The sequence below is a fragment of the Paracoccus mangrovi genome, assembly GCF_042648425.1.
GTDB lineage: Bacteria > Pseudomonadota > Alphaproteobacteria > Rhodobacterales > Rhodobacteraceae > Paracoccus > Paracoccus mangrovi.
In genome coordinates this window covers 1-19607 of sequence record NZ_JBHRXJ010000005.1, presented here as the reverse complement: position 1 = coordinate 19607, position 19607 = coordinate 1, and the positions used below count along the sequence as shown (strand labels likewise).

The window sequence follows — 19607 nt, the reverse complement described above, 5'->3', positions numbered from 1 at the left end:
CTAGGATGCGGACGCATTTGTGCCAGAAAACTCCATGGCGAGACACAATTTCGAAAGGCTACTAGAACAGTGCGACCGTCCGCAACGGGCTCAAACCCACGTTTCCTTTCGCCCCATCATTCCCACCAACGCCCGGTCAGGGCCAGACGGCCAAGAGCGAAGCGGCGTTTGAATTCGGAGGTGGCGATGGCCACCGGCCTGCCCTCATCCGCCATCGCGCGCAGCGCGGCAACATAGCCGATCCCCTGAAACATTGCCGGGGCAGCGGCGCGCGGCACATGAGGTCGTGCAGCCTTGGCGCGGTCCAGCGCGGCAAGGCCGCGCCGGGCCAGTTCGGAAATGAGCGCCGGATCGGGTTGCGCCAGACCCAAGCGCAGCGGATCAAGTTGTGGCAACGCCGCAAGCCAGCGTGCGAGGCCGCAGCCAAGCGCCTGATCCTGCGCGGCCTGATCTGCCTCGGCGGGAACGCCAAGCGTGCGGACCGCATGGCGCATAAGCGCGCCAGAGGTCGCGTGGATATAATCCTGAACCTCGTCGGCGGTGCCGAATGGCTCACGTTCGCAGTCGCGCATCCGGGCCTCGGCCAGATCGGCCAGAGCCGCGGCATCCCTGCCCCAGACCTCTACCAGCGACGCCAGCGGCTCGTTTTCCGGCAGCGCGCCGCCGCCGATGGCCTCAAGCTGGTCGATCCACCAGCGCAGGCGCATCATCGCGATCAGCGGCTCGTTCGATTGCAGGGGCGCGCGCGCCAGATCGTGGTTCAGCGCATAAAGCGTCCAGAGCCTGTCCCGCGCCGGCTGCGGGACCAGCAGGCTTGCGCCAAAGCGGTCGGGATCCGAGACGCGCAGTTCCTCGGCGATCTGGGACAGGCTCATTGCGCGGCCACGCCGTCGCGGATCAGCTTCCAGCGGATCGCATCGACCAGCGCCTCGAAACTGGCATCGACGATATTGGGCGAGACGCCGACCGTGGACCAGCGATGCCCCTGTCCGTCGGCGCTGTCGATGATGACGCGGGTCGCGGCCTCGGTGCCGCCGCCGGTGATGCGGACACGGAAATCGACCAGATGCATATCGTCGATGGCCGCCTGATAGGGGCCAAGATCCTTGGCGAGCGCCCGCCACAGCGCGTTGACGGGGCCGCGATCATGGCCGTCATCGCCCATGCTTTCGCTGACCGACAGCATACGTTCGTCGCCGATGCGCACCACCACCACCGCCTCGGAAACCGAGATGCGATCCCCCAGCGCGTTTTTGCGCCGCTCGACGGTGACGCGGTAGCGCTCGACGGCAAAGAACTTGTGCAGCCGGCCCAGTTCGGCCAGCGCCAGCAGCTCGAAACTGGCCTGCGCGCCGTCATAGGCATAGCCCGCATCCTCGCGCGTCTTGACCAGATCGAGGATGCGCCCCAACGCCGGATCGTCGCGCCCGACCTCGATCCCGGCATCGGCCAGACGGGCGCGCAGGTTCGACTGCCCGGCCTGATTGGACATCGGGATGATGCGGTCATTGCCGACCAGCGCGGGGTCGACATGTTCATAGGTCGCGGGGTTTTTCAGGATGGCGCTGGCATGCAGCCCGGCCTTATGCGCAAAGGCCGAGGTGCCGACATAGGGCGCGCCGCGCAGGGGCGCGCGGTTCAGAATTTCGTCCAGACGGCGCGAAATGCGGGTCAGGTTGACCACGCCCTCCACGGTGACGCCGGTATCCAGCCCGCTGCGATAGGGTTCCTTGAGCAGAAGGGTCGGGATCAGCGTGGTCAGGCTGGCATTGCCGCAGCGCTCGCCCAGACCGTTCAGCGTGCCCTGGATCTGGCGCGCGCCGGCATCAACAGCGGCCAGCGTGCAGGCCACGGCATTGCCGGTATCGTCATGGCAATGGATGCCCAGCCGGTCGCCCGGAATGCCGCCGGCGATCACCGCCCGCGTCACCTCGTCCACCCGCGCCGGCAGCGTGCCGCCATTGGTGTCGCAAAGCACGACCCAGCGCGCGCCCGCATCCAGCGCCGCCCGCAGACAGTTCAGCGCGTAATCGGGATCGTCGGCATAGCCGTCGAAGAAATGTTCGGCATCGAACAGCGCCTCGCGCCCATTGGCGGTCAGATGCGCGATCGAGGCGCGGATGTTTTCAAGGTTCTCGTCCAGCGAAATCCCCAGCGCCTCGCGGACGTGAAAGGGATGGGTCTTGCCGACCAGACAGACCGCGCCGGTGCCGGCATTCATCACCGCCGCCAGAACGTCGTCGTTTTCCGCCGAACGCCCCGCACGCTTGGTCATACCGAATGCGGTCATGGTGGCGCGGGTTTGGGGTGCGGCCGCAAAGAAATCGCTGTCGGTCGGGTTCGCACCCGGCCAGCCGCCCTCGATATAATCGACGCCCAGCTGGTCCAGCATTTCGGCGATCTCGGTCTTTTCGGCGGCCGAAAACTGGACGCCCTGGGTCTGTTGGCCGTCGCGCAGGGTGGTATCGTAAAGGTAAAGGCGATCCGTCACAGCAGCATTCCCAACTTGCCCGCATCGATGCGCGGACCGGCGATCAGTTCGACCCCGGTCTTGGACATGCGCACCTCGACGCCCGCCTCGGTCAGCGCGGCTTTCAGCGCGTCAACCGCCGAAAAATCCTTGGCCGCCATGGCCGCCGCCCGCAAATCGGTCAATTTCCCGGTCAGGGCCGCCAGCACATCCTTGACCGGCACCGACTGGCTGTCGATCACCGCAAGATCACCGGTCATCCAATCGCCCAGCCCGGGCAGAAGCAGCCCCAGAAACCGGGCCGAGGCCAAGAGCCGGGCCGGATCGTCCTTGAGCGTGTAAAGCACCGAAATCGCGCCCGCCGTGTTCAGGTCGTCGGCAAGCGCCTCGATCACGCGGGGATCGGGTTCGGATGCGGGTTCGACACCCTTGGTCAGAACGCGCCAGTCCCAAAGCGCATCCTCGGCCGCGCGGGCCTTGTCATCGGTCCAATCCATCGGCTTGCGGTAATGCGTCGACAACAGCACGAACCGGATCACCTCGCCGGGGATGCGCTTGTCCAGAAGGTCGCGGACGGTGAAGAAATTGCCCAAGGATTTGGACATTTTCTTGCCCTCGACCTGCAACATCTCGTTATGCAGCCATGTCCGCGCGAAATCGCCATGCGGATGGGCGCAGCAGCTTTGCGCGATCTCATTCTCATGATGCGGGAATTGCAGGTCGATGCCGCCGGCATGGATGTCAAAACTGTCGCCCAGAAGCTCATAGGACATGGCCGAGCATTCGATATGCCAGCCCGGCCGCCCCCGGCCCCATGGGCTGTCCCAGCCGGGCAGGCCCTGATCCGAGGGCTTCCACAGCACGAAATCCATCGGGTCCTCCTTGAAGGGCGCGACCTCGACCCGGGCGCCGGCGATCATGTCATCGACCGAACGACCCGAGAGCTTGCCGTAATCCTTATAGGAGCGCACCCGGAACAGCACATGGCCGTCGCGCGCATAGGCATGGCCGCCCGCGATCAGCTGTTCAATCATCGCGATCATCTGGGCAATATAGTCGGTTGCGCGCGGCTCGCGATCGGGGCGGGTGGCGCCAAGCGCGTCCATATCGGCATGATACCAGCCGATGGTTTCATGGGTCCGCTCGCGGATCAGATCCTCAAGCGTGCCCGGGGCGCCCGCCTGTTGCCGGGCCAGCGCGGTCGCGTTGATCTTGTCATCGACATCGGTGAAATTGCGCACATAGGTGACGTGATCCGCGCCGTAGACATGGCGCAAAAGCCGCACCAACACGTCAAAGACCACCACCGGACGGGCATTGCCCAGATGGGCGCGGTCATAGACGGTCGGGCCGCACAGATACAGCCGCACATTGTCCGCGTCGATGGGCCGGAAATCCTCTTTCCGCCGCGTCCTCGTGTTCGTCAATCTGATCTGGACCATGACTTCCCCTTTGCGGGCGTCAACAGGTCACAATGAACCGCCCGCCTGAAATTTCAGCCGGTAATGAAGCAGCGCGTGGTGGCGGTTCTCACCTTCATGCGCATCGCTTAACGCATTGTCTTGCCTCTGCCAAGAGAGGCTGCATAACTTGGGGCATGAGCCGCGATCTGGTCAATGAAATGAGCGCCGCGCAGCCCGGCGCGGAATGGTCCGACCCCTGGGGGGGCGGCCATGACTGCTGGAAGGTGGGCGGAAAGATCTTTGCGCTGGTCGGCGCACAGGGCAAGCATGTGTCGGTCAAGACCGACAGCGTCGAAACCGCCGCCTTTCTGATCGAAACCGGCGTGGCCGAGCGCGCGCCCTATCTGCATCGCAGCTGGGTCGCGCTGCCGCTGGATTCGGCACCCGACGAATTGGCCCATCGCATCCGGATGTCCTATCGGATGGTGCGTGCCAGTTTGCCGAAAAAGGTGCAGGCGACGCTTTCGGGAAGCTAGGCGACCGGGGCGCCCTGCCCCGCCCGGCATCCAGACGCCGCCTGCGGCGGGCGCGGGACCGGATTGCGATCCCGCGCCGCGCCAATCCCGGATCAGGACGGCATCTGCGCCGCGAGCTGTTTCAAAAGCGCGTCCATCTGTTTGCAGAGCGCGTCTTCGGTGGTTTTCTGTTCCGTGGCAGCGTCGGACAGCGAACGCTCGACCCCCATGGCCGAAACCGTGCCCTCTTTGCCCTTGGCCTCGGCGGCGTCGCCCTTGGCGGCATCGCCCGGCGGAATCATCGCCAGAAGCTTGGTCTGGGTTTCGACGGCCGAGGCGTCGATATGACCGTTTTCCTGACAATACATCAGCACGCCAAGCTGGTTGCGCGCGCTTTCATAGGCCGCGCCGGGATCCTGGGCTGCGGGGGCCGCCGGCTGTTCGGCGGGCGCCGCCGGGGTTGCCTCTTGCGCGAAAGCCGCGCCAGCGGTCAGGCCGGCAACGGCCAGGGCGGTCAGAATTGCGGAACGTGCGATCATCTCGATCTCCGTTGGTTATACGAAACACCGGGACCATGGCACGGCCCGCCCCTGCCCGCAAATCACCGTGGCGGCAATCCGCACGCAGCCTTGAGCGGTTTCAGCGGAAAAGCACCAGCGAGCCGGGCGACCAGCTCACGTTCGCGCGCGCGCCCACCTCTTGCACCTCGCGGCCAAAGACATTGCGCATGGCGATGCGGATCGGGCGCACCTTTTCGCCGAAACCGTCCGACCCGTCCAGCCGCACGTCGTAATAGGTCATGTCGCCATAATAGACGACCTCGTCGATCACGCCCTCGGTCACCCGGGCCTGCGTGGCCGCACCCTGCGAGATAAGCGATACCGCCTCCGGGCGGAAACCGATCGTGGGGCCGGCATCGTCGGGATTGGCGCGGCTGATATTGGCGGCCGGGATCTCGACGCGGCCAAAGCCCGGCGCCTCGACCTCGACCCCGGTGGGTGTGTCGCCGACGATGCGGGTGGGCAGAAAGTTCATCACCCCGATGAAATCGGCGACCCGCCGGCTTGAGGGGCGGGCGTAAAGCGCCTCGGGGCCGTCAAGCTGGGCGATCTGGCCCTCGAACATGACGGCGATGCGGTCGGACATGACCAGCGCCTCTTCCTGATCATGGGTGACCAGAACGAAGGTGATGCCGACCTGACGCTGCAACTTGATCAGCTCGACCTGCATCTGTTCGCGCATCTTGCGGTCCAGCGCGGAAAGCGGCTCATCGAGCAAAAGCACCTTGGGTTTCAGGATCAGCGCCCGGGCCAGCGCGACCCGCTGGCGTTGACCGCCCGACAGCGCATGGCTGGCGCGCGCGCCATAGCCTTTCAGCCCGACCATGGCCAGCGCCTCGTCGACCGCGGCGGCCTTTTCGGCCTTGGAGCGCGGATCGCGGCGCAGGCCAAAGCCCACATTCTCGGCCACGGTCAGATGCGGAAAGATGGCATAGGACTGAAACACCATATTCGTGGGGCGGTGGTTCGCGGCCACATCGGCCATATCCTTGCCATCGATCAGCACGACACCCGAGCTGATATCCTCGAACCCCGCGATGGTGCGCAACAGTGTGGTCTTGCCACAGCCCGACGGGCCCAGCAGCGAAAAGAACTCGCCCGCCCGGATGGTCAGGTCGATGCCGCGCAGCGCGTGATAATCGCCATAATACTTGTGCAGCTCACGGCACTCGATCATCGGCTTGGCGGCTTCCAGCCGGTCATAGCGGGTCTGGGTCACAGGAAGCCTCCGGTATCCTTGGCGCCGGTCCGGGCAACGCCCCGGCGGCGGAAATATTCGGCAATCGTCAGAAGGATGATCGACATCACCACCAGCACCGTACCCAGAGCCATGATCATCGGGATCTGTTTGGGGAAACGCAGCTGGCTGAAGATATAGGTCGGCAGCGTCGGCTCGTTCCCGGCCAGGAAAAAGGCGATGATGAATTCATCCAGGCTGATGGTGAAACTCATCAGCAGCGACGAGATGATGCCCGGCATGACCAGCGGCAGGATGACCAGGCGGAACGCGCTCCATTTCGTTTCGCCGAGGTCATAGGCCGCCTCTTCGAGCGAACGGTCGAGCGAGTTGAAGGCGGTGGACAGGATCACCGTCGCATAAGGCATGCAGATCAGCGTATGCCCGATGATGACCGTGAAGATATTGAGCGTGACGCCCAGCGACAACAGCACCACCAGAAGCGAGATCGAGATGATGATCTCGGGCAGGACAAGGGGCAGCATGATCAGCCCGGTGATCGCGCCCTTGCCCGGAAATTCGAACCGGGTCGTGGCACGGGCGGCCAGCACCCCCAGACAGGTCGCGAAAACCGAGGCCGAGACCGCGATGATCAGCGAATTGGCCAGCGCCCGGCGCAGCGTCGCATTCTCGAACATCTGGGCGAACCATTCGGTGGTCACGCCCTTCAACGGGAATGCGATCACGGTGCCGGAATTGAACGCGAAGATCGGCAAAAGCAGGATCGGCGCGTAAAGAAACAGCAGATAGATCAGCGCATAGACGCGCAGCCCCGAGCCTTTCATCAGTTCTGGCCCTTCTTCATTGCCGCACCTTCAGGAACCGCCGGTTCATCGCGACGAAGATCAGGCTGATCACCGCCACGATCAGCATCGCCGTCACCGCCAGCGCCGAACCCAGCGGACGATTGTCCAGATCCAGCATCTGCGCCTGGATCATGTTGGCCACCATCGGGATCTTGCCGCCGCCGATCAGCGTCGGCGTGACATAGTCGCCGATGGTCGGGATGAACACGATCAGCGAGGCCGCGACCACGCCTGGCATCGCCAGAGGCAGCGTCACCCGCCAGAAGGTCATCGCCCGGCTTTCGCCCAGATCGCGCCCCGCCTCCAGAAGCGAGCGGTCGATCTTTTCCAGCGCGATGAAGATCGGCAGAATCGCGAATGGCGCATAGGCATGGGCCAGCGTCAGCACGATGGAATTGACGTTATAAAGCAGAAAGCTCAGCGGCTGTTCGATGATGCCCAGCGATTTCAGCCCGGAATTGATGACGCCATTATAGCCCAGGATCACCTTCCACAGGAACACCCGGATCAGATAGCTGGTCCAGAATGGGATGGTGATCAGAAACAGCCACATGGATTTGCGCTGTGGCGCGACCACGAAGCTGAGGAAATAGGCCACCGGAAAGGCCAGCGCCACCGTGACCAGCGTCACCAGTGCCGCCACCGCAAGGGATCGCAGCATGATCTTGTGAAAGATCGGATCCTTCAGCACCGAGACATAGTTTTCCAGCGTGAATTCGCGGATGACCGTCAGATAGCCGTCCTTGAAAAAGGAATAGGCAAGGATGGTCAGCAGCGGCGCGGCAAGGACAAGAACCGCATAGCCAAGCGGCGGCGCGATCAGGGTCAGCCCCTGCATGGCCTGTGATCTGTTGCCTGAAGCCATTCCCCGCCCTTGCGCCTGAATCCGCGTTCTTTTCCAAGGCAGGTTTTCACATCCGCGCGTCAAGGGGAAGAGGTTTTGAAGGCCCCGCGTCCCGCCGTTTTCAGCCCGCCAGAAACGCCGCCGCCACCTGACGCCGATGCGGGGCGCGGCGATGTTCGACCAGATAGATCCCCTGCCATGTGCCCAGAATCATCCGCCCCTCGGCGACGGGGATTTGCAGGCTGACCGGCAGGATCGCGGCCTTGAGATGGGCGGGCATGTCGTCGGGCCCTTCGGCGGTATGGCTCAGCCAGCGCATCGAGGCATGATCGGCCGGAGGCGCCACCCGGTCCAGCCAGCCCAACAGATCGCGCTGCACGTCGGGATCGGCGTTTTCCTGAATCAGCAGGCTGCATGAGGTATGGCGCACCATCAGCGTCAGAACGCCGTCCCCGGCGCCGATACCCCGCAGCCAGGCCGCGACCTCGCGGGTGAAATCGTGACAGGCGGGGCCGCGGGTCTCGATGCTGAAAATGGTCCGCATCACCGCCGGACCTGTCGCCAGATGTCGAAAACCGTCTCGGTCAGCGCGGCAAAGGCCGCCATCATGCCCCAGAACGTGGCCGCCAGAATCAAACCCAGAAACAGGCCGACCCCGACGCGCAAAACACCGACGGCGATCCGTTTCCACCCCGCCGGGGCGCGTTCCGCCATGCCCGCGAGCATTCGGCCAACGGCATAAAGATATCCGGTGACCGCCGCCATCGCCGCCATGGACAACAGAAAGATGGCCAGCGTCAGAAACAGGCGGTCCTCGCCCGTGCCGCCATAGCTTTTGGTAAAGTTGTCAAGAAGATAGGCCGAAACCGCACCCACCGCCGCCAGAACCGCGCCGACGCCAAAGCCGATATTGCGGATCACCTCGCTCAGCTCGGTCAGGGACAGATCGCCAAGGCGGCGCTTTGGCCGGGCCGCGTCCGCCGGGCCATGCGCCATGTTATCCGCTGGGCCATCAACCGGATCTTGTGTCGTCATGCAATCCTCTGCAACTCTTGGTCGGGCATCACAGGCGGCACGGTATGCGGGACGGTCCGCTGCCGCGCACCCTGGTTCCGGTCACTCGGCCGCATCGCGGCCCATATCCGGCCCGGGCAACGCGCCGCCCTCATCCCCGTCACCGAGGCCCCCGCCATCATGGTCCAGCCCGATGCGCTTTTGCGCGCGCGCGCCCAGTTCGCGCAGCATTTCCACCTGGCGGATGACGTTGCCCTGACCGCGCGACAGCCGGTCCATGGCCTGGCCATGGGCGCGGCTGGCCTGATCCAGCGATTTGCCGACGGCCTCCATGCTGTCGACGAAACCGGCGACCTTGTCATAGATCGCCCCGGCGCGGCGGGCGATTTCCAGCGCGTTGGTTTCGCGCCGCTCGACCATCCAGATATGTTCGACCGTGCGCAGCGTCAGCATCAGCGTCGTGGGCGTGGCCAGCCCCACCCGCCGGTCCAGCGCGAAACTGGCCAGATCCGGGTCCAGCCGCAGCGCCTCGGAAAACGCGCCCTCGATCGGGATGAACATCAGCACATAATCGACCGAGGCGTCGTCCATCGCCTCATAGCCCTTGTCCGACAGCGCGGTGACATGGGCGCGGATCGCGGCAACATGGCGGCGCAGCGCGGCCTCGCGTTCGGCGGGATCCTCGGCATTGACCGATTGCTCATAGGCGTTCAGCGACACCTTGCTGTCGATTACCAAGACCTTGCCGCGCGGCATCCGCACCACGACATCGGGCCGCCACAGCGTGCCGGATTCGTCGCGGAAACTGGATTGCAGCGCGTAATGTGTGCCCTCTTGCAGGCCCGATTCCTCAAGAATGCGCTGAAGGATCATCTCGCCCCAGGCGCCCTGACGCTGTTTTTCACCTTTCAGCGCGCGCGTCAGCTCGACCGCCTCGCGACTGATCTGTTCAGAGCGGCGGTGCAGGCCCTCGATCTGTTCGCGCAGCCGCGCCCCCTCTTCGTCCAGAACCTTGTTGCGGCTTTGAAGTTCGGTCTGAAAGCGATGCACCTGATCGCGGAACGGATTGAGCAGCGCGGAAATCTGTTCGCCATGCATCTTTTGCATGTCCGCACCCTGAACGCGCAGGGTTTCCTGCGCCATCAACTTGAAGTTCTGGGACATTTCCTGGCGCAATTCGCGCAGGGTCTGCAATTCCCGGGCCGCCGTCTCGCGATCCTTCTGGGCGGACAGGCGCAGCTGACCGAGCTCGTTTTCCAGCCGCGCCGATTGCTGGCGGGCCTGATGCAGGGCATCGGCCAGCCCGTCGCGTTCCTCGCCCAGCTCGGCCAGCCGGGTTTCGCGCGCCTCAAGCCGGACGTCGAGCTGTCCGGCGCGCAGGGCATGGTCGCGCGCGGCGCGGGATTCGGCCTGCAATTCCGGCTCGAGCGCGGCGATGCGTTCGGCGCGGCGCGCCAGTTCCTCGGCCTGCCACTGGCTCTGGCGCCGCAAGGTTTCGGCGGCGTCGCGCAGGGCGGCAAGCCGGCGCTGCGACAACCAGTAAAGCAGCAAGGCCAGGATCAGCCCGCAGCCCACCACCGCCAGCGCGCTCTGCATCGCGGAAAGATCGCTTGTCCACGCCTGAAAGCGCGCGCTCCAGCTTGGCGGCATGGGATGACCTGCTTGTTGCTTCGTTGAGGTGTTTCCCTTTTGTACCGGGTTCATCCGCGCGAAGCCAGAGCCGGGATGCAAGAAAGGGGCGTCGCATTGACGCCCCTTTCCCTTTTGTTTCAAGCGATCTTATTTCGGCGCCAGCTCGGCGGGCGAAACATCCTTGACCTCGGTCCATTTGCCGTCGGCCTTGGTGATGTTGCCGGCGACATCCTCTTGCCAGATCTCGCTGACCTTGGGGGCCAGGTTCAGATACAGCTTGTCGTCGACGATCTTCCAGACGTTCGGGTCGCCGTCGAACTTGTAGCCCTGGGCCAGACCAAAGGCGCAATAGCCGCCATATTGCGGGGCATATTTTTCGGGTGCGGCTTCGAACATCGCCTTGTGCTCTTCCGAGGTAAAGCGATAGGTCGCGCCGTTATAGACGGCGGTGATGTCGAACATGCCCTCCATGGGCTTGCCATCGGTGAAATAGGCCACCGGGTCATAGCCGCGCAGCGCCAGATCGGTCGTGGTCGCGTTGACGTCATAGCCAGCCGCCATGGCCGCAACAGGCACAGCGACACTGATCGCCAAAGCTGCAAGCGCGCCTTTGAGAACGTTTTTCATCATGTTTCCTTTCGGGGATCGTGACCGGAATTCGGTCGTTTCTGGTGAAATCCTGATGGCCATCAACTGAATGATGCCAAGCTATGAACGCCCCCCGCAGCCCACAAGCGGCGCCGGGATCACGCAGTTTTCATGCACCCGATTTCTCGTGAAATTCCGGGGTTAATGGCATGAAAAAAAACGACTTATTTCCGGTTTATCAGTAATGCACAGCCAGTCGCGTAAACCGCCATGTAACGTTTTCCGAAATTGCCTGATTTCCCTTTTGGGGGCTTGGCGTCGGGGGGGATTTGCGCGCAATCTGGCCCTGCGGGGCAACCCGTTGCGTCATTCCGCGTTATCGCTTTGACAACCCCAAGGAGGCACCATGGCCAAGAACGTCGCCGTCATGATCGGCTCGCTTCGCCGGGAATCGATCAACCGCAAACTGACCGCCGTGCTGGAAAAGCTGGCCGGAGATCGCCTGCAATTCCATGAACTGCATATCGGCGACCTGCCCCATTACAATGACGATCTGTGGGACAATATCCCCGAGCCGGTGGCCCGGTTCAAGGATCGGCTGGACCATTCCGACGCCGTGCTGGCGGTGACGCCCGAATATAATCGCGGCTATCCCGGCGTGATCAAGAATGCCATCGACTGGGGCACCCGACCCTATGGCCAGAACAGCTGGGCGCGGATGCCCGCGGCGATCACCGGAACCTCGCCGGGTGCCGTCGGCACGGCGGTGGCGCAATCGCGGCTGCGCAGCGACATGCTGAACGCGGGCTGCATGGTCATGGCCATCCCCGAGGCCTATATCCAGTGGAAGCCCGAAATCTATGCCCCCGATGGCAGCGTCGAGGATGAAGGCACGCGCAAGTTCCTTCAGGGTTTCGTCGATGCCTTTGTGAGCTGGATCGACACGCGCGGCTAGGCCCGCAAGTCACGCGGAACGGCCCCGATCACGTCGCCCGTGACGTGATCGCCCCGCCGCTCAACGGGGCTTTGCCGACCGGAACCGCCGCGGGCGATCAGCTGTCAGAGGTCGCCGCCTTGGTCGCGGCCCCATAGCCCGACATTTCCAGCATGAACCCCAGAACGGCGCGGGCGAATTCGGCCCGGTCGCTGACATGCACCTCGCGTTCGGCGACCCAGTCGAACAGGGTCCCGGGCGCGCTGCTGCCGTAACCCATATCCCAGCCGGCGAATTGGCGCCGTGCCTGTGTGCCGCGCCACAGATATTCGATATGTGTGTGACGGGGATCGGCCTCGACCAGGGCGGCGACCTGGGCCAAAGCCTCGGCCGGGCCTTCAAGCCATTGATAGAAATGGCCATCTTCATAATGCAGATAGCCGGTCAGGCCGAGTTCCTGATTGCGCCGCCGGGCCGCAATCAGAATGGCCTGAAAATCAGAGGACCGCGCATTCAGCGCGGTCCTGCTGCGATAAAGAAAGCATCCGCTTTCCAAGCTCATTGGTCCAGAAAGGAACGCAGCTTGCGCGACCGTGACGGGTGCTTGAGCTTGCGCAGGGCCTTGGCCTCAATCTGGCGGATGCGTTCGCGGGTGACGCTGAACTGCTGGCCGACCTCTTCCAGCGTGTGGTCGGTGTTCATGCCGATGCCAAAGCGCATCCGCAGCACCCGTTCTTCGCGCGCGGTCAGGCTGGCCAGAACCCGCGTGGTGGTTTCCTTGAGGTTTTCCTGAATGGCGCTGTCGAGCGGCAGAACGGCGTTCTTGTCCTCGATGAAATCGCCAAGCTGGCTGTCTTCCTCGTCCCCGATCGGGGTTTCAAGGCTGATCGGTTCCTTGGCGATCTTCATCACCTTGCGAACCTTTTCCAGCGGCATTTGCAGCTTTTCGGCCAGTTCCTCGGGCGTCGGTTCCCGGCCGATTTCATGCAGCATCTGGCGGCCGGTGCGCACCAGCTTGTTGATCGTTTCGATCATATGGACCGGGATGCGGATGGTGCGGGCCTGATCGGCGATGGATCGCGTGATCGCCTGCCGGATCCACCAGGTCGCGTAAGTGCTGAACTTGTAGCCGCGGCGGTATTCGAACTTGTCCACCGCCTTCATCAGGCCGATATTGCCTTCCTGAATAAGATCAAGGAATTGCAGGCCACGGTTCGTGTATTTCTTGGCGATGCTGATAACCAGCCGCAGGTTCGCCTCGACCATTTCCTTCTTGGCCTGACGCGATTCCTTTTCGCCGCGCTGGACCTGGTTCACGATGCGGCGGAATTCCTCGATATCGACGCCGACATGCTGGCCGACCATGGCCATGTCGCCGCGCAGATCCTCGACCTTGTCGCGGGCCTTTTCAAACAGCGCCTGCCAGCCGCGGCCCTTGTTTTCCATCATCCGCTCGACCCAGGTCGGGTCCAGCTCGGCGCCGCGATAGGCGTCGATGAATTCGCGGCGGTTGATGCGGGCGGCATCGGCCAGCTTGACCATGCCGCTGTCGATGCTGACGATGCGGCGGTTGATGCCGTAAATCTGATCGACCAGCGCCTCGATGCGGTTGTTGTGCAGGTGCAGTTCGTTGACCAGGGCCACGATGCGCGACCGCAATTTCTGATAGGCAAGCTCGTCCGAGGCCGAAAAGGTATTGTCCTCATTGAGGGTGGCGGACATGCGGTTGTCCTGCATATGCGCCAGTTCTTCGTACCCCTGGGCGATCAGCTCGAGCGTTTCCAGAACCTTGGGCTTGAGGCTGGCCTCCATCGCGGCCAGCGACAGGTTCTGGCCGTCATCCTCGTCCTCGTCATCCTCGCTGGCGGACATCGGATTGCCGTCGGCATCCAATTCCTGCTCATCCGCGCCGCCGGCGCTGCCCGAGGCCGCGCGGGGATTTTCGGTGGTCAGCTCTTCCTCGTCATCGCCTTCCTCGTCCATCGAACGGCCGAAGGTGGTTTCAAGATCGATGACGTCGCGCAGCAGGATGTCTTCGTCCAGAAGCTCCTGACGCCACATGGTGATGGCCTTGAAGGTCAGCGGGCTTTCGCACAGGCCCGCGATCATGGTGTTGCGGCCGGCCTCGATGCGCTTGGCGATGGCGATCTCGCCCTCGCGCGACAACAGTTCGACCGAGCCCATTTCGCGCAGATACATGCGCACCGGATCGTCGGTGCGGTCCAGCTTTTCGGTTTCGGTGGTGGCGACCGCGATCTCGCGCGATCCCGAGCTGGTGGTCGCGACCTCGCCGCCGCTCTGCTCGCCCTCGTCGGCATCCTCGTCATTCTCGACGACGCGGATGTCCATTTCGGACAGCATGGACATCACGTCCTCGATCTGGTCCGAGCTGACCTGTTCGGGGGGCAACACCGCATTGAGCTGATCATAGGTGATATAGCCGCGATCACGCCCTTCGGCGATCATGCGTTTGACCGCAGCCTGCGACATATCCAGCGAGTGATCGTCGTCCTTGGTGTCGGGCTTCTGGTCGTCGTCGTTGGCTGCCATGCTGGCTCCCTTGAAGCGGTGATTCGCGAATCGGCGAATCAGAGTCGGCTTTCGGTCGGTTCTAGCGCGATTCGCAGGCATTTCAAAGCCCGCGCCCGGCCATTGGACCCGGTGATTCGGCACAAGCGATTCGCGCGGCGTTCAGCGGCGTGGCTTGCGCCAGATTTCATTCTTCAACGCCGCCTCAAGGACGGCACGATGGCTTGCGCTGTCCTCGCCCAGATCCGACAGATCGGCAAGCGAGGGGTGATCGGCCAATTGCCGCGCCCGGGCCGATTGCGCCATGCGCCAGGTTAGCCCTTCGTCGGCCATGCCTTCGATTTCGGCCTCGGCGCGGGCGATTTCCTCGCGCGCGGCGCGGCGGGATTCGATCCGGTCCAGCGCATTGGCCAGGATTTCCGAGGCGGCATCGCCGTCCTGCGGCCGCAATATCGCCGGCGCCGCCTTCACATGGGGGTCGGATAAAATGCTTTCAAGGGCGCGCTGACCGGCCTGCGACTGGGTCGCCGACAACAGGTCATGGACCAGCGCGGCGCGGTCGCTGTCCTGTGGTTCCAGCCGTTCCAGCCGCGATTCCACCGGCGCGATCAATGCGGGATGCGTGGCGCAGATGGCCAGCACCATGGCCTCGATCAGGGCGTCGGCCTCGTGCTCGCCCGCCTCGGGCGATGACAGGCGCGAGGCCCGCGTGGACGCGACCGGCGCCACCGGCTGAAAGCGCGCGTCATTGCCCCGGCCCCGCCCGCCCGCCGGTGCCGGGCGCGGGGCCGAGGGCGCGTCATTGCGGCGCCGGTTGCTGAACAGCTGCCATTTCAGGTCTTTGAGTGCGGCAAAGTAATGATCGCGCGTGTCCTTGTCGGCGATTTTCGCGATCGCATCCCCCAGCGCCTTGTCCAGCGCCGCGCGGCGTTCGGGGCTGTCAAAGACCCGCCCCTCGGTCTCGCGCCGCCACAAGAGATCGACCAGCGGCCGGGCCTCGTCCAGAATGGCCGACATCGCCCCCGCGCCCTTGGCCCGGATCAGGTCGTCGGGGTCCTGTCCCTCGGGCAGAAAGGCAAAGCGCAGCGCCTGTCCCGGCGCGGTCATCGGCAGCGCAAGATCGATCAACCGCATTGCCGCGCGCAAGCCCGCCGTATCCCCGTCCAGCGCGATCACCGGCTCGGGCGAGACGCGCCACATCAGCCGAAGCTGATCCTCGGTGATGGCGGTGCCCAGGGGGGCCACCGCGCCCTCGAACCCCGCGCGGACAAGCGCGATCACATCCATATAGCCTTCGGCCACGATCAGCGGCTTGCCCTTGGCCACCGCCGCCCGCGCGGGGCCGACATTGTAAAGGTTGCGCCCCTTGTCAAACAGCGGCGTTTCCGGGCTGTTGAGGTATTTGGCGCGCGCATTCGGATCCATGGCCCGGCCGCCAAATGCGATGCAGCGCCCGCGCCCGTCGCGGATCGGAAAGATGATGCGACCCCGGAACCGGTCGAATGGCGCGCCGCCATCGTCGGGTTTCGCAGCCAATCCCGCCTCGACGATCAGCGCCGGATCGACGCCCTTGCCGCGCAGCGCGTTGAACAGGCCCTGTCGCTGATCGGGCGCAAAACCGATGCCGAACTGTTCACAGGCGGCCTCGTCCAGACCGCGCCGGACCAGATAGGCCCGCGCATCCGCCGCCGCGCCGCTTTGCAATTGCAGACGAAACCAGCGCGTGGCCTGTTCCATCACCTCGACCAGAAGCGTGCGGCGGTCGGCGCGTTCGGTGGCGCGGGGATCGCGTTCGGGCATCTGAAGCCCCGCCTCGGACGCCAAAAGCTCGACCGCCTCGATAAAGCCCATCCCCTCGGCCTCGCGCAGAAAGGTCAGGGCATCGCCCTTGGCATGGCAACCAAAGCAGTAATAGAACCCCTTCTGGTCATCGACATGAAAGGATGCGGTCTTTTCGCCGTGGAACGGACATGGCGCCCACCAGTCGCCCTTGGCCTGGTTCGAACGGCGCAGATCCCAGACCACCTTGCGCCCGATCACGCGCGACAAAGGCACGCGGGCGCGGATCTCGTCAAGGAACTGGGGCGGCAGGCTCATGTCGTCTTATATCGGTCTTGATGGCCCCAATGCAAAGGGGTCATGGACATGCCCCGACCGCGCCCCGCACCAAGTCGCCGTAAACCGCCATGACGCGGTCCTGATCCAGCCGCCCGCCCTCGCGATACCAGCTGGCCACACCGGTCAGCATCGCGATCAGGGCCATGGTCGTCAGCCGCGTGTCCGGCATGCTCATGCTGCCCTGTGCCTGACCGGCGATCAGGATCGCCTCAAGCGCGTCTTCATAGCGTCGGCGCAGATCGGCGATCAGGCGGCGGTTTTCCGGGGTCAGGTTGCGAAGCTCCATATAGGACAGGAACACCGCCTCGGGACGTTCCAGACTGGTCTGGATGTGAAAGCGCAGGAACGCGTCCAGCCGGTCCAGCGCGGGCGCCGCCGGATTGTCGTGCCAGGCGGCCAGAAGATCCTCCATATGGCTGCGCAGCAGGTCGTAAAGCAGCGCCTGCTTGTCGGGGGTATAGGCGTAAAGCGCGCCCGCCTGAACGCCCACCTCGGCCGCGATCTGGCGCATCGAGACGGCGGCAAAGCCGTGGCGGGCAAACAGCTGGCGCGCGGCGTCGCGCACCGCCGGTCCGGTGATTTCGGCTCTGGATCCCTGAGTGCGTGCCATGCCCGCCCTTCTAGGGGCGAATCCCGCGCAGCGAAAGACCGCATCTTGCCCCGGCCTCCCCACTGGTTCTATGTAGCATGATGGCGAATGAGGGGGATCGGATGGGCTTTCGGCTGATCGGGGGCGCGATGGCGCTGATGGGGCTGACGGCCTGTGGCGGGGCGCGCAGCGACTATCCCGCATTGATGCCGACCGACCAGATCCTTGCCGAACCCGCGATGCCGGCCCATGCCGGCAATGCCGCCCGCGACGACAGTCTGGGCGCCGGGCTGGATGCGCGCGGCCGCGCGCTGGCCGGGCGCGGCCAAACCGGGCCGGTCATCAAGGACCACGATCTGCAAAGCCGGGCCGATGCCCTGCGCGATCGTGCAAAAGCGCTGTCACAACAATCGCTCGACACGCAGCAATGCCCCGGGAATGCGCCCGATTGCGCGCCATCCGCCCCGGAATGACATAAGGAGACACGCCATGCCCGTCATCACCTGCATCGACGACCTGAAACAGCTTTACCGCCGCCGCACGCCGCGCATGTTCTATGACTATGCCGAAAGCGGCAGCTATACCGAGGGCACGTTCCGCGCCAATAGCGACGATTTCCAGCGCATCAAGCTGCGCCAGAAGGTTGCGGTGGACATGACCGGCCGCACCACGGAAAGCACGATGATCGGAGAGAAGGTCGCGATGCCGGTGGCGCTTGCGCCGGTCGGCATGACCGGCATGCAATCCGCCGATGGCGAGATCAAGGCGGCGCTCGCGGCCAAGAAATTCGGCGTCCCCTATACGCTTTCGACCATGTCGATCTGTTCGATCGAGGATGTGGCCGAGGCCACGCGCCATCCGTTCTGGTTCCAGCTTTACGTCATGCGCGACGAGGAATTCGTCGAAAACATCATCGAGCGCGCGAAGCGGGCCAATTGCTCGGCGCTGGTGCTGACGCTGGATCTGCAAATCCTGGGCCAGCGTCACAAGGACCTCAAGAACGGCCTCTCTGCGCCGCCCAAGCTGACCATTCCGGTGATGCTGGATCTGGCGACGAAATGGCGCTGGGGCATCGAGATGTTGCAGACCAAGCGGCGCAGCTTTGGCAATATCGTCGGCCATGCCAAGGGCGTCGGCGATACCCGCTCACTGATGAGTTGGACCGCCGAACAGTTCGATCCCAAGCTCGACTGGGACAAGATCGCGCGCATCCGTGATCTGTGGGGCGGCAAGCTGATCCTCAAGGGCATCAACGATCCCGACGACGCCCGCCGTGCCGCCGATTTCGGCGCCGATGCCATCGTGGTCAGCAATCATGGCGGCCGACAGCTCGACGGCGCGCTCAGCTCGATCCGTATGCTGCCCGAGGTGGTGTCCGCCGTCGGCGACCAGATCGAGATCCATCTCGACAGCGGCATCCGCTCGGGTCAGGACGTGCTCAAGGCGCTGGCCATGGGGGCGCATGGCACGATGATCGGCCGCTCGTATATCTATGGCCTTGGCGCGATGGGCGAGGCCGGCGTCACCAAGGCGCTTGAGGTGATCCGCAAGGAACTGGACATCACCATGGCGCTTTGCGGCGAACGCGACGTCAAGGAACTTGGCCGTCAGAACCTTCTGATCCCGAAGGATTTTCTGGACAGCTACGTCTAAGGGCCTGTTGGACGTTCCGGGGCGCGCGCGGCCCGACCGCGCATGCGCGCCCCGGACCCAAATGGCAGGGCGGTTTCGGCGCCGGCTAGCGTTCCGCCGGCGCGGTCCGGCCGTCGCCCGCCCGTTCGGGATTGCTGCGTTTCAGCCCCGGCAGCGCAAACCGCCCCATCAGGATCGCGATCAGCGTCGGCCCCCCGACCGCGAAAAGCATCAGCCCGCCCAGATGCGTGATCCCCGCCGCATGCGCCAGGTTCAGCATCAGCACATGCATGAAATAGATCGCCGCCGAAATCGGGTCGAGCCGGATGGGCGAGGCCGGCATTTCGGTCCCCATCGTCGTCAGAAACAGCGCGGGCGCGGCAAGATAGCTGGTGACCGGAATGTCGAGCATGATCTGATCACCCCAAAGCAACCGGGCCATCGACGCCTCAAGCAACAGCCCCGCCATCCCCACCGCCAGCGCAATCAGCACCAGCCGGCGCGCGGGCATGGCCCCCGCCGCCCCCCGCAACAGCACCCGGCGCCCGTAAAGATAGCCCAGCACGACAAAGGGAAAGCACATGAAAAGCCCGTTTTCATACTTGCGCACACCAACATCGACGAGGCCCGAGATATTGACCCCACATTCTCCAAGTAAGTCGCTGATTTCGCTGTCGTAATCGTGATATTTCGCATATAAATCATGGCGTTGACGGCTGCGAGGGGCGCGTTTCAT

19 protein-coding genes and 1 pseudogene are annotated in these 19607 nt (G+C 64.2%); 4 read left to right on the top strand and 16 right to left on the bottom strand.

What is annotated here, in order from left to right:
• Positions 1 to 116: 116 nt before the first annotated feature.
• Genes ACFOMH_RS08645 through cysS form a run of 3 tightly spaced genes read right to left on the bottom strand, consistent with a single transcriptional unit; the run spans position 117 to position 3912 of the window.
• Positions 117 to 875: a squalene/phytoene synthase family protein gene (locus ACFOMH_RS08645; RefSeq protein ID WP_377743941.1), complete on the bottom strand. Its 759-nt coding sequence runs from the start codon at positions 873 to 875 to the stop codon at positions 117 to 119.
• A complete protein-coding gene (cimA, locus tag ACFOMH_RS08640) occupies positions 872 to 2491 on the bottom strand; it encodes a citramalate synthase (RefSeq protein WP_377743939.1) in 1620 nt (539 codons plus the stop codon). The genes ACFOMH_RS08645 and cimA overlap by 4 nt, the downstream gene beginning before the upstream one ends.
• The gene (cysS, locus tag ACFOMH_RS08635; protein WP_377743937.1) at positions 2488 to 3912 is read right to left on the bottom strand and encodes a cysteine--tRNA ligase; all 1425 of its coding nucleotides are present in this window, start codon (positions 3910 to 3912) and stop codon (positions 2488 to 2490) included. The genes cimA and cysS overlap by 4 nt, the downstream gene beginning before the upstream one ends.
• Before the next feature lie 155 nt (positions 3913 to 4067).
• Here cysS and ACFOMH_RS08630 point away from each other — a divergent pair, with 155 nt between their 5' ends.
• Positions 4068 to 4409, top strand: coding sequence for an MmcQ/YjbR family DNA-binding protein (locus tag ACFOMH_RS08630; RefSeq protein ID WP_374426523.1), 342 nt, complete (start codon positions 4068 to 4070; stop codon positions 4407 to 4409).
• Between the two features lie 92 nt (positions 4410 to 4501).
• Here the strand turns inward: ACFOMH_RS08630 and ACFOMH_RS08625 are convergent, their stop codons facing one another.
• The 8 genes from ACFOMH_RS08625 to ACFOMH_RS08590 form a co-directional block, all read right to left on the bottom strand.
• Positions 4502 to 4927 carry a pore-forming ESAT-6 family protein gene (locus ACFOMH_RS08625; protein WP_374426526.1) on the bottom strand — a complete coding sequence of 142 codons (426 nt, stop codon included), beginning with the start codon at positions 4925 to 4927 and terminating at the stop codon, positions 4502 to 4504.
• A gap of 100 nt (positions 4928 to 5027) precedes the next feature.
• Positions 5028 to 6125 carry an ABC transporter ATP-binding protein gene (locus ACFOMH_RS08620; protein ID WP_374426603.1) on the bottom strand — a complete coding sequence of 366 codons (1098 nt, stop codon included), beginning with the start codon at positions 6123 to 6125 and terminating at the stop codon, positions 5028 to 5030.
• A gap of 38 nt (positions 6126 to 6163) precedes the next feature.
• On the bottom strand, positions 6164 to 6970 hold the full coding sequence (locus ACFOMH_RS08615) for an ABC transporter permease (protein ID WP_374426529.1): 807 nt from the start codon (positions 6968 to 6970) through the stop codon (positions 6164 to 6166).
• Positions 6971 to 6986: 16 nt separating this feature from the next.
• Entirely contained in the window at positions 6987 to 7856 is an 870-nt protein-coding gene (locus ACFOMH_RS08610; RefSeq protein ID WP_374426532.1) for an ABC transporter permease, read from the bottom strand.
• 100 nt (positions 7857 to 7956) lie between these two features.
• Positions 7957 to 8379, bottom strand: a complete 423-nt coding sequence (locus ACFOMH_RS08605; protein WP_377743934.1) for a secondary thiamine-phosphate synthase enzyme YjbQ — start codon at positions 8377 to 8379, stop codon at positions 7957 to 7959.
• A complete protein-coding gene (locus ACFOMH_RS08600; RefSeq protein WP_377743932.1) occupies positions 8379 to 8831 on the bottom strand; it encodes a hypothetical protein in 453 nt (150 codons plus the stop codon). Before ACFOMH_RS08600 ends, ACFOMH_RS08605 begins: the two co-directional genes overlap by 1 nt.
• A 120-nt stretch (positions 8832 to 8951) precedes the next feature.
• Positions 8952 to 10445: a DNA recombination protein RmuC gene (gene rmuC, locus ACFOMH_RS08595; protein WP_377743931.1), complete on the bottom strand. Its 1494-nt coding sequence runs from the start codon at positions 10443 to 10445 to the stop codon at positions 8952 to 8954.
• Between the two features lie 183 nt (positions 10446 to 10628).
• A complete protein-coding gene (locus tag ACFOMH_RS08590; protein ID WP_377743929.1) occupies positions 10629 to 11111 on the bottom strand; it encodes a YHS domain-containing (seleno)protein in 483 nt (160 codons plus the stop codon).
• Between the two features lie 364 nt (positions 11112 to 11475).
• On the opposite strand from ACFOMH_RS08590, the gene ACFOMH_RS08585 reads away from it, so the two are divergent.
• A complete protein-coding gene (locus ACFOMH_RS08585; RefSeq protein ID WP_374426547.1) occupies positions 11476 to 12024 on the top strand; it encodes an NADPH-dependent FMN reductase in 549 nt (182 codons plus the stop codon).
• Between the two features lie 97 nt (positions 12025 to 12121).
• On the opposite strand, the gene ACFOMH_RS08580 is transcribed toward ACFOMH_RS08585, so the two are convergent.
• The 4 genes from ACFOMH_RS08580 to ACFOMH_RS08565 form a co-directional block, all read right to left on the bottom strand.
• Positions 12122 to 12565: a BLUF domain-containing protein gene (locus ACFOMH_RS08580; protein WP_377743927.1), complete on the bottom strand. Its 444-nt coding sequence runs from the start codon at positions 12563 to 12565 to the stop codon at positions 12122 to 12124.
• Positions 12562 to 14553: an RNA polymerase sigma factor RpoD gene (gene rpoD / locus ACFOMH_RS08575; protein ID WP_374426552.1), complete on the bottom strand. Its 1992-nt coding sequence runs from the start codon at positions 14551 to 14553 to the stop codon at positions 12562 to 12564. The genes ACFOMH_RS08580 and rpoD overlap by 4 nt, the downstream gene beginning before the upstream one ends.
• A 141-nt stretch (positions 14554 to 14694) precedes the next feature.
• Positions 14695 to 16629 carry a DNA primase gene (gene dnaG / locus ACFOMH_RS08570; protein WP_377743926.1) on the bottom strand — a complete coding sequence of 645 codons (1935 nt, stop codon included), beginning with the start codon at positions 16627 to 16629 and terminating at the stop codon, positions 14695 to 14697.
• A gap of 40 nt (positions 16630 to 16669) precedes the next feature.
• Positions 16670 to 17260, bottom strand: coding sequence for a TetR/AcrR family transcriptional regulator (locus ACFOMH_RS08565; RefSeq protein WP_377743925.1), 591 nt, complete (start codon positions 17258 to 17260; stop codon positions 16670 to 16672).
• Between the two features lie 77 nt (positions 17261 to 17337).
• Between ACFOMH_RS08565 and ACFOMH_RS08560 the strand changes: the two genes are divergently transcribed.
• Positions 17338 to 17712, top strand: a complete 375-nt coding sequence (locus tag ACFOMH_RS08560) for a hypothetical protein (protein WP_377743923.1) — start codon at positions 17338 to 17340, stop codon at positions 17710 to 17712.
• Positions 17713 to 17728: 16 nt separating this feature from the next.
• On the top strand, positions 17729 to 18892 hold the full coding sequence (locus tag ACFOMH_RS08555; protein ID WP_377743921.1) for an alpha-hydroxy acid oxidase: 1164 nt from the start codon (positions 17729 to 17731) through the stop codon (positions 18890 to 18892).
• 85 nt (positions 18893 to 18977) lie between these two features.
• Here ACFOMH_RS08555 and ACFOMH_RS08550 read toward each other — a convergent pair.
• Positions 18978 to 19607 (bottom strand): annotated as a pseudogene (locus ACFOMH_RS08550) (hypothetical protein); the annotation flags it as partial.

Bases quoted from the DNA above. Each gene is read 5' to 3' on its own strand.
- ACFOMH_RS08630 (WP_374426523.1), top strand. From the start codon at position 4,068: ATGAGCCGCGATCTGGTCAATGAAATGAGCGCCGCGCAGCCCGGCGCG.
- ACFOMH_RS08580 (WP_377743927.1), bottom strand. From the start codon at position 12,565: ATGAGCTTGGAAAGCGGATGCTTTCTTTATCGCAGCAGGACCGCGCTG.
- rpoD (WP_374426552.1), bottom strand. From the start codon at position 14,553: ATGGCAGCCAACGACGACGACCAGAAGCCCGACACCAAGGACGACGAT.
- ACFOMH_RS08645 (WP_377743941.1), bottom strand. From the start codon at position 875: ATGAGCCTGTCCCAGATCGCCGAGGAACTGCGCGTCTCGGATCCCGAC.
- ACFOMH_RS08560 (WP_377743923.1), top strand. From the start codon at position 17,338: ATGATGGCGAATGAGGGGGATCGGATGGGCTTTCGGCTGATCGGGGGC.
- ACFOMH_RS08590 (WP_377743929.1), bottom strand. From the start codon at position 11,111: ATGATGAAAAACGTTCTCAAAGGCGCGCTTGCAGCTTTGGCGATCAGT.
- cysS (WP_377743937.1), bottom strand. From the start codon at position 3,912: ATGGTCCAGATCAGATTGACGAACACGAGGACGCGGCGGAAAGAGGAT.
- ACFOMH_RS08610 (WP_374426532.1), bottom strand. From the start codon at position 7,856: ATGGCTTCAGGCAACAGATCACAGGCCATGCAGGGGCTGACCCTGATC.
- ACFOMH_RS08600 (WP_377743932.1), bottom strand. From the start codon at position 8,831: ATGGCGCATGGCCCGGCGGACGCGGCCCGGCCAAAGCGCCGCCTTGGC.
- ACFOMH_RS08555 (WP_377743921.1), top strand. From the start codon at position 17,729: ATGCCCGTCATCACCTGCATCGACGACCTGAAACAGCTTTACCGCCGC.
- ACFOMH_RS08565 (WP_377743925.1), bottom strand. From the start codon at position 17,260: ATGGCACGCACTCAGGGATCCAGAGCCGAAATCACCGGACCGGCGGTG.
- ACFOMH_RS08615 (WP_374426529.1), bottom strand. From the start codon at position 6,970: ATGAAAGGCTCGGGGCTGCGCGTCTATGCGCTGATCTATCTGCTGTTT.
- ACFOMH_RS08620 (WP_374426603.1), bottom strand. From the start codon at position 6,125: ATGATCGAGTGCCGTGAGCTGCACAAGTATTATGGCGATTATCACGCG.
- ACFOMH_RS08625 (WP_374426526.1), bottom strand. From the start codon at position 4,927: ATGATCGCACGTTCCGCAATTCTGACCGCCCTGGCCGTTGCCGGCCTG.
- dnaG (WP_377743926.1), bottom strand. From the start codon at position 16,629: ATGAGCCTGCCGCCCCAGTTCCTTGACGAGATCCGCGCCCGCGTGCCT.
- rmuC (WP_377743931.1), bottom strand. From the start codon at position 10,445: ATGCAGAGCGCGCTGGCGGTGGTGGGCTGCGGGCTGATCCTGGCCTTG.
- ACFOMH_RS08585 (WP_374426547.1), top strand. From the start codon at position 11,476: ATGGCCAAGAACGTCGCCGTCATGATCGGCTCGCTTCGCCGGGAATCG.
- ACFOMH_RS08605 (WP_377743934.1), bottom strand. From the start codon at position 8,379: ATGCGGACCATTTTCAGCATCGAGACCCGCGGCCCCGCCTGTCACGAT.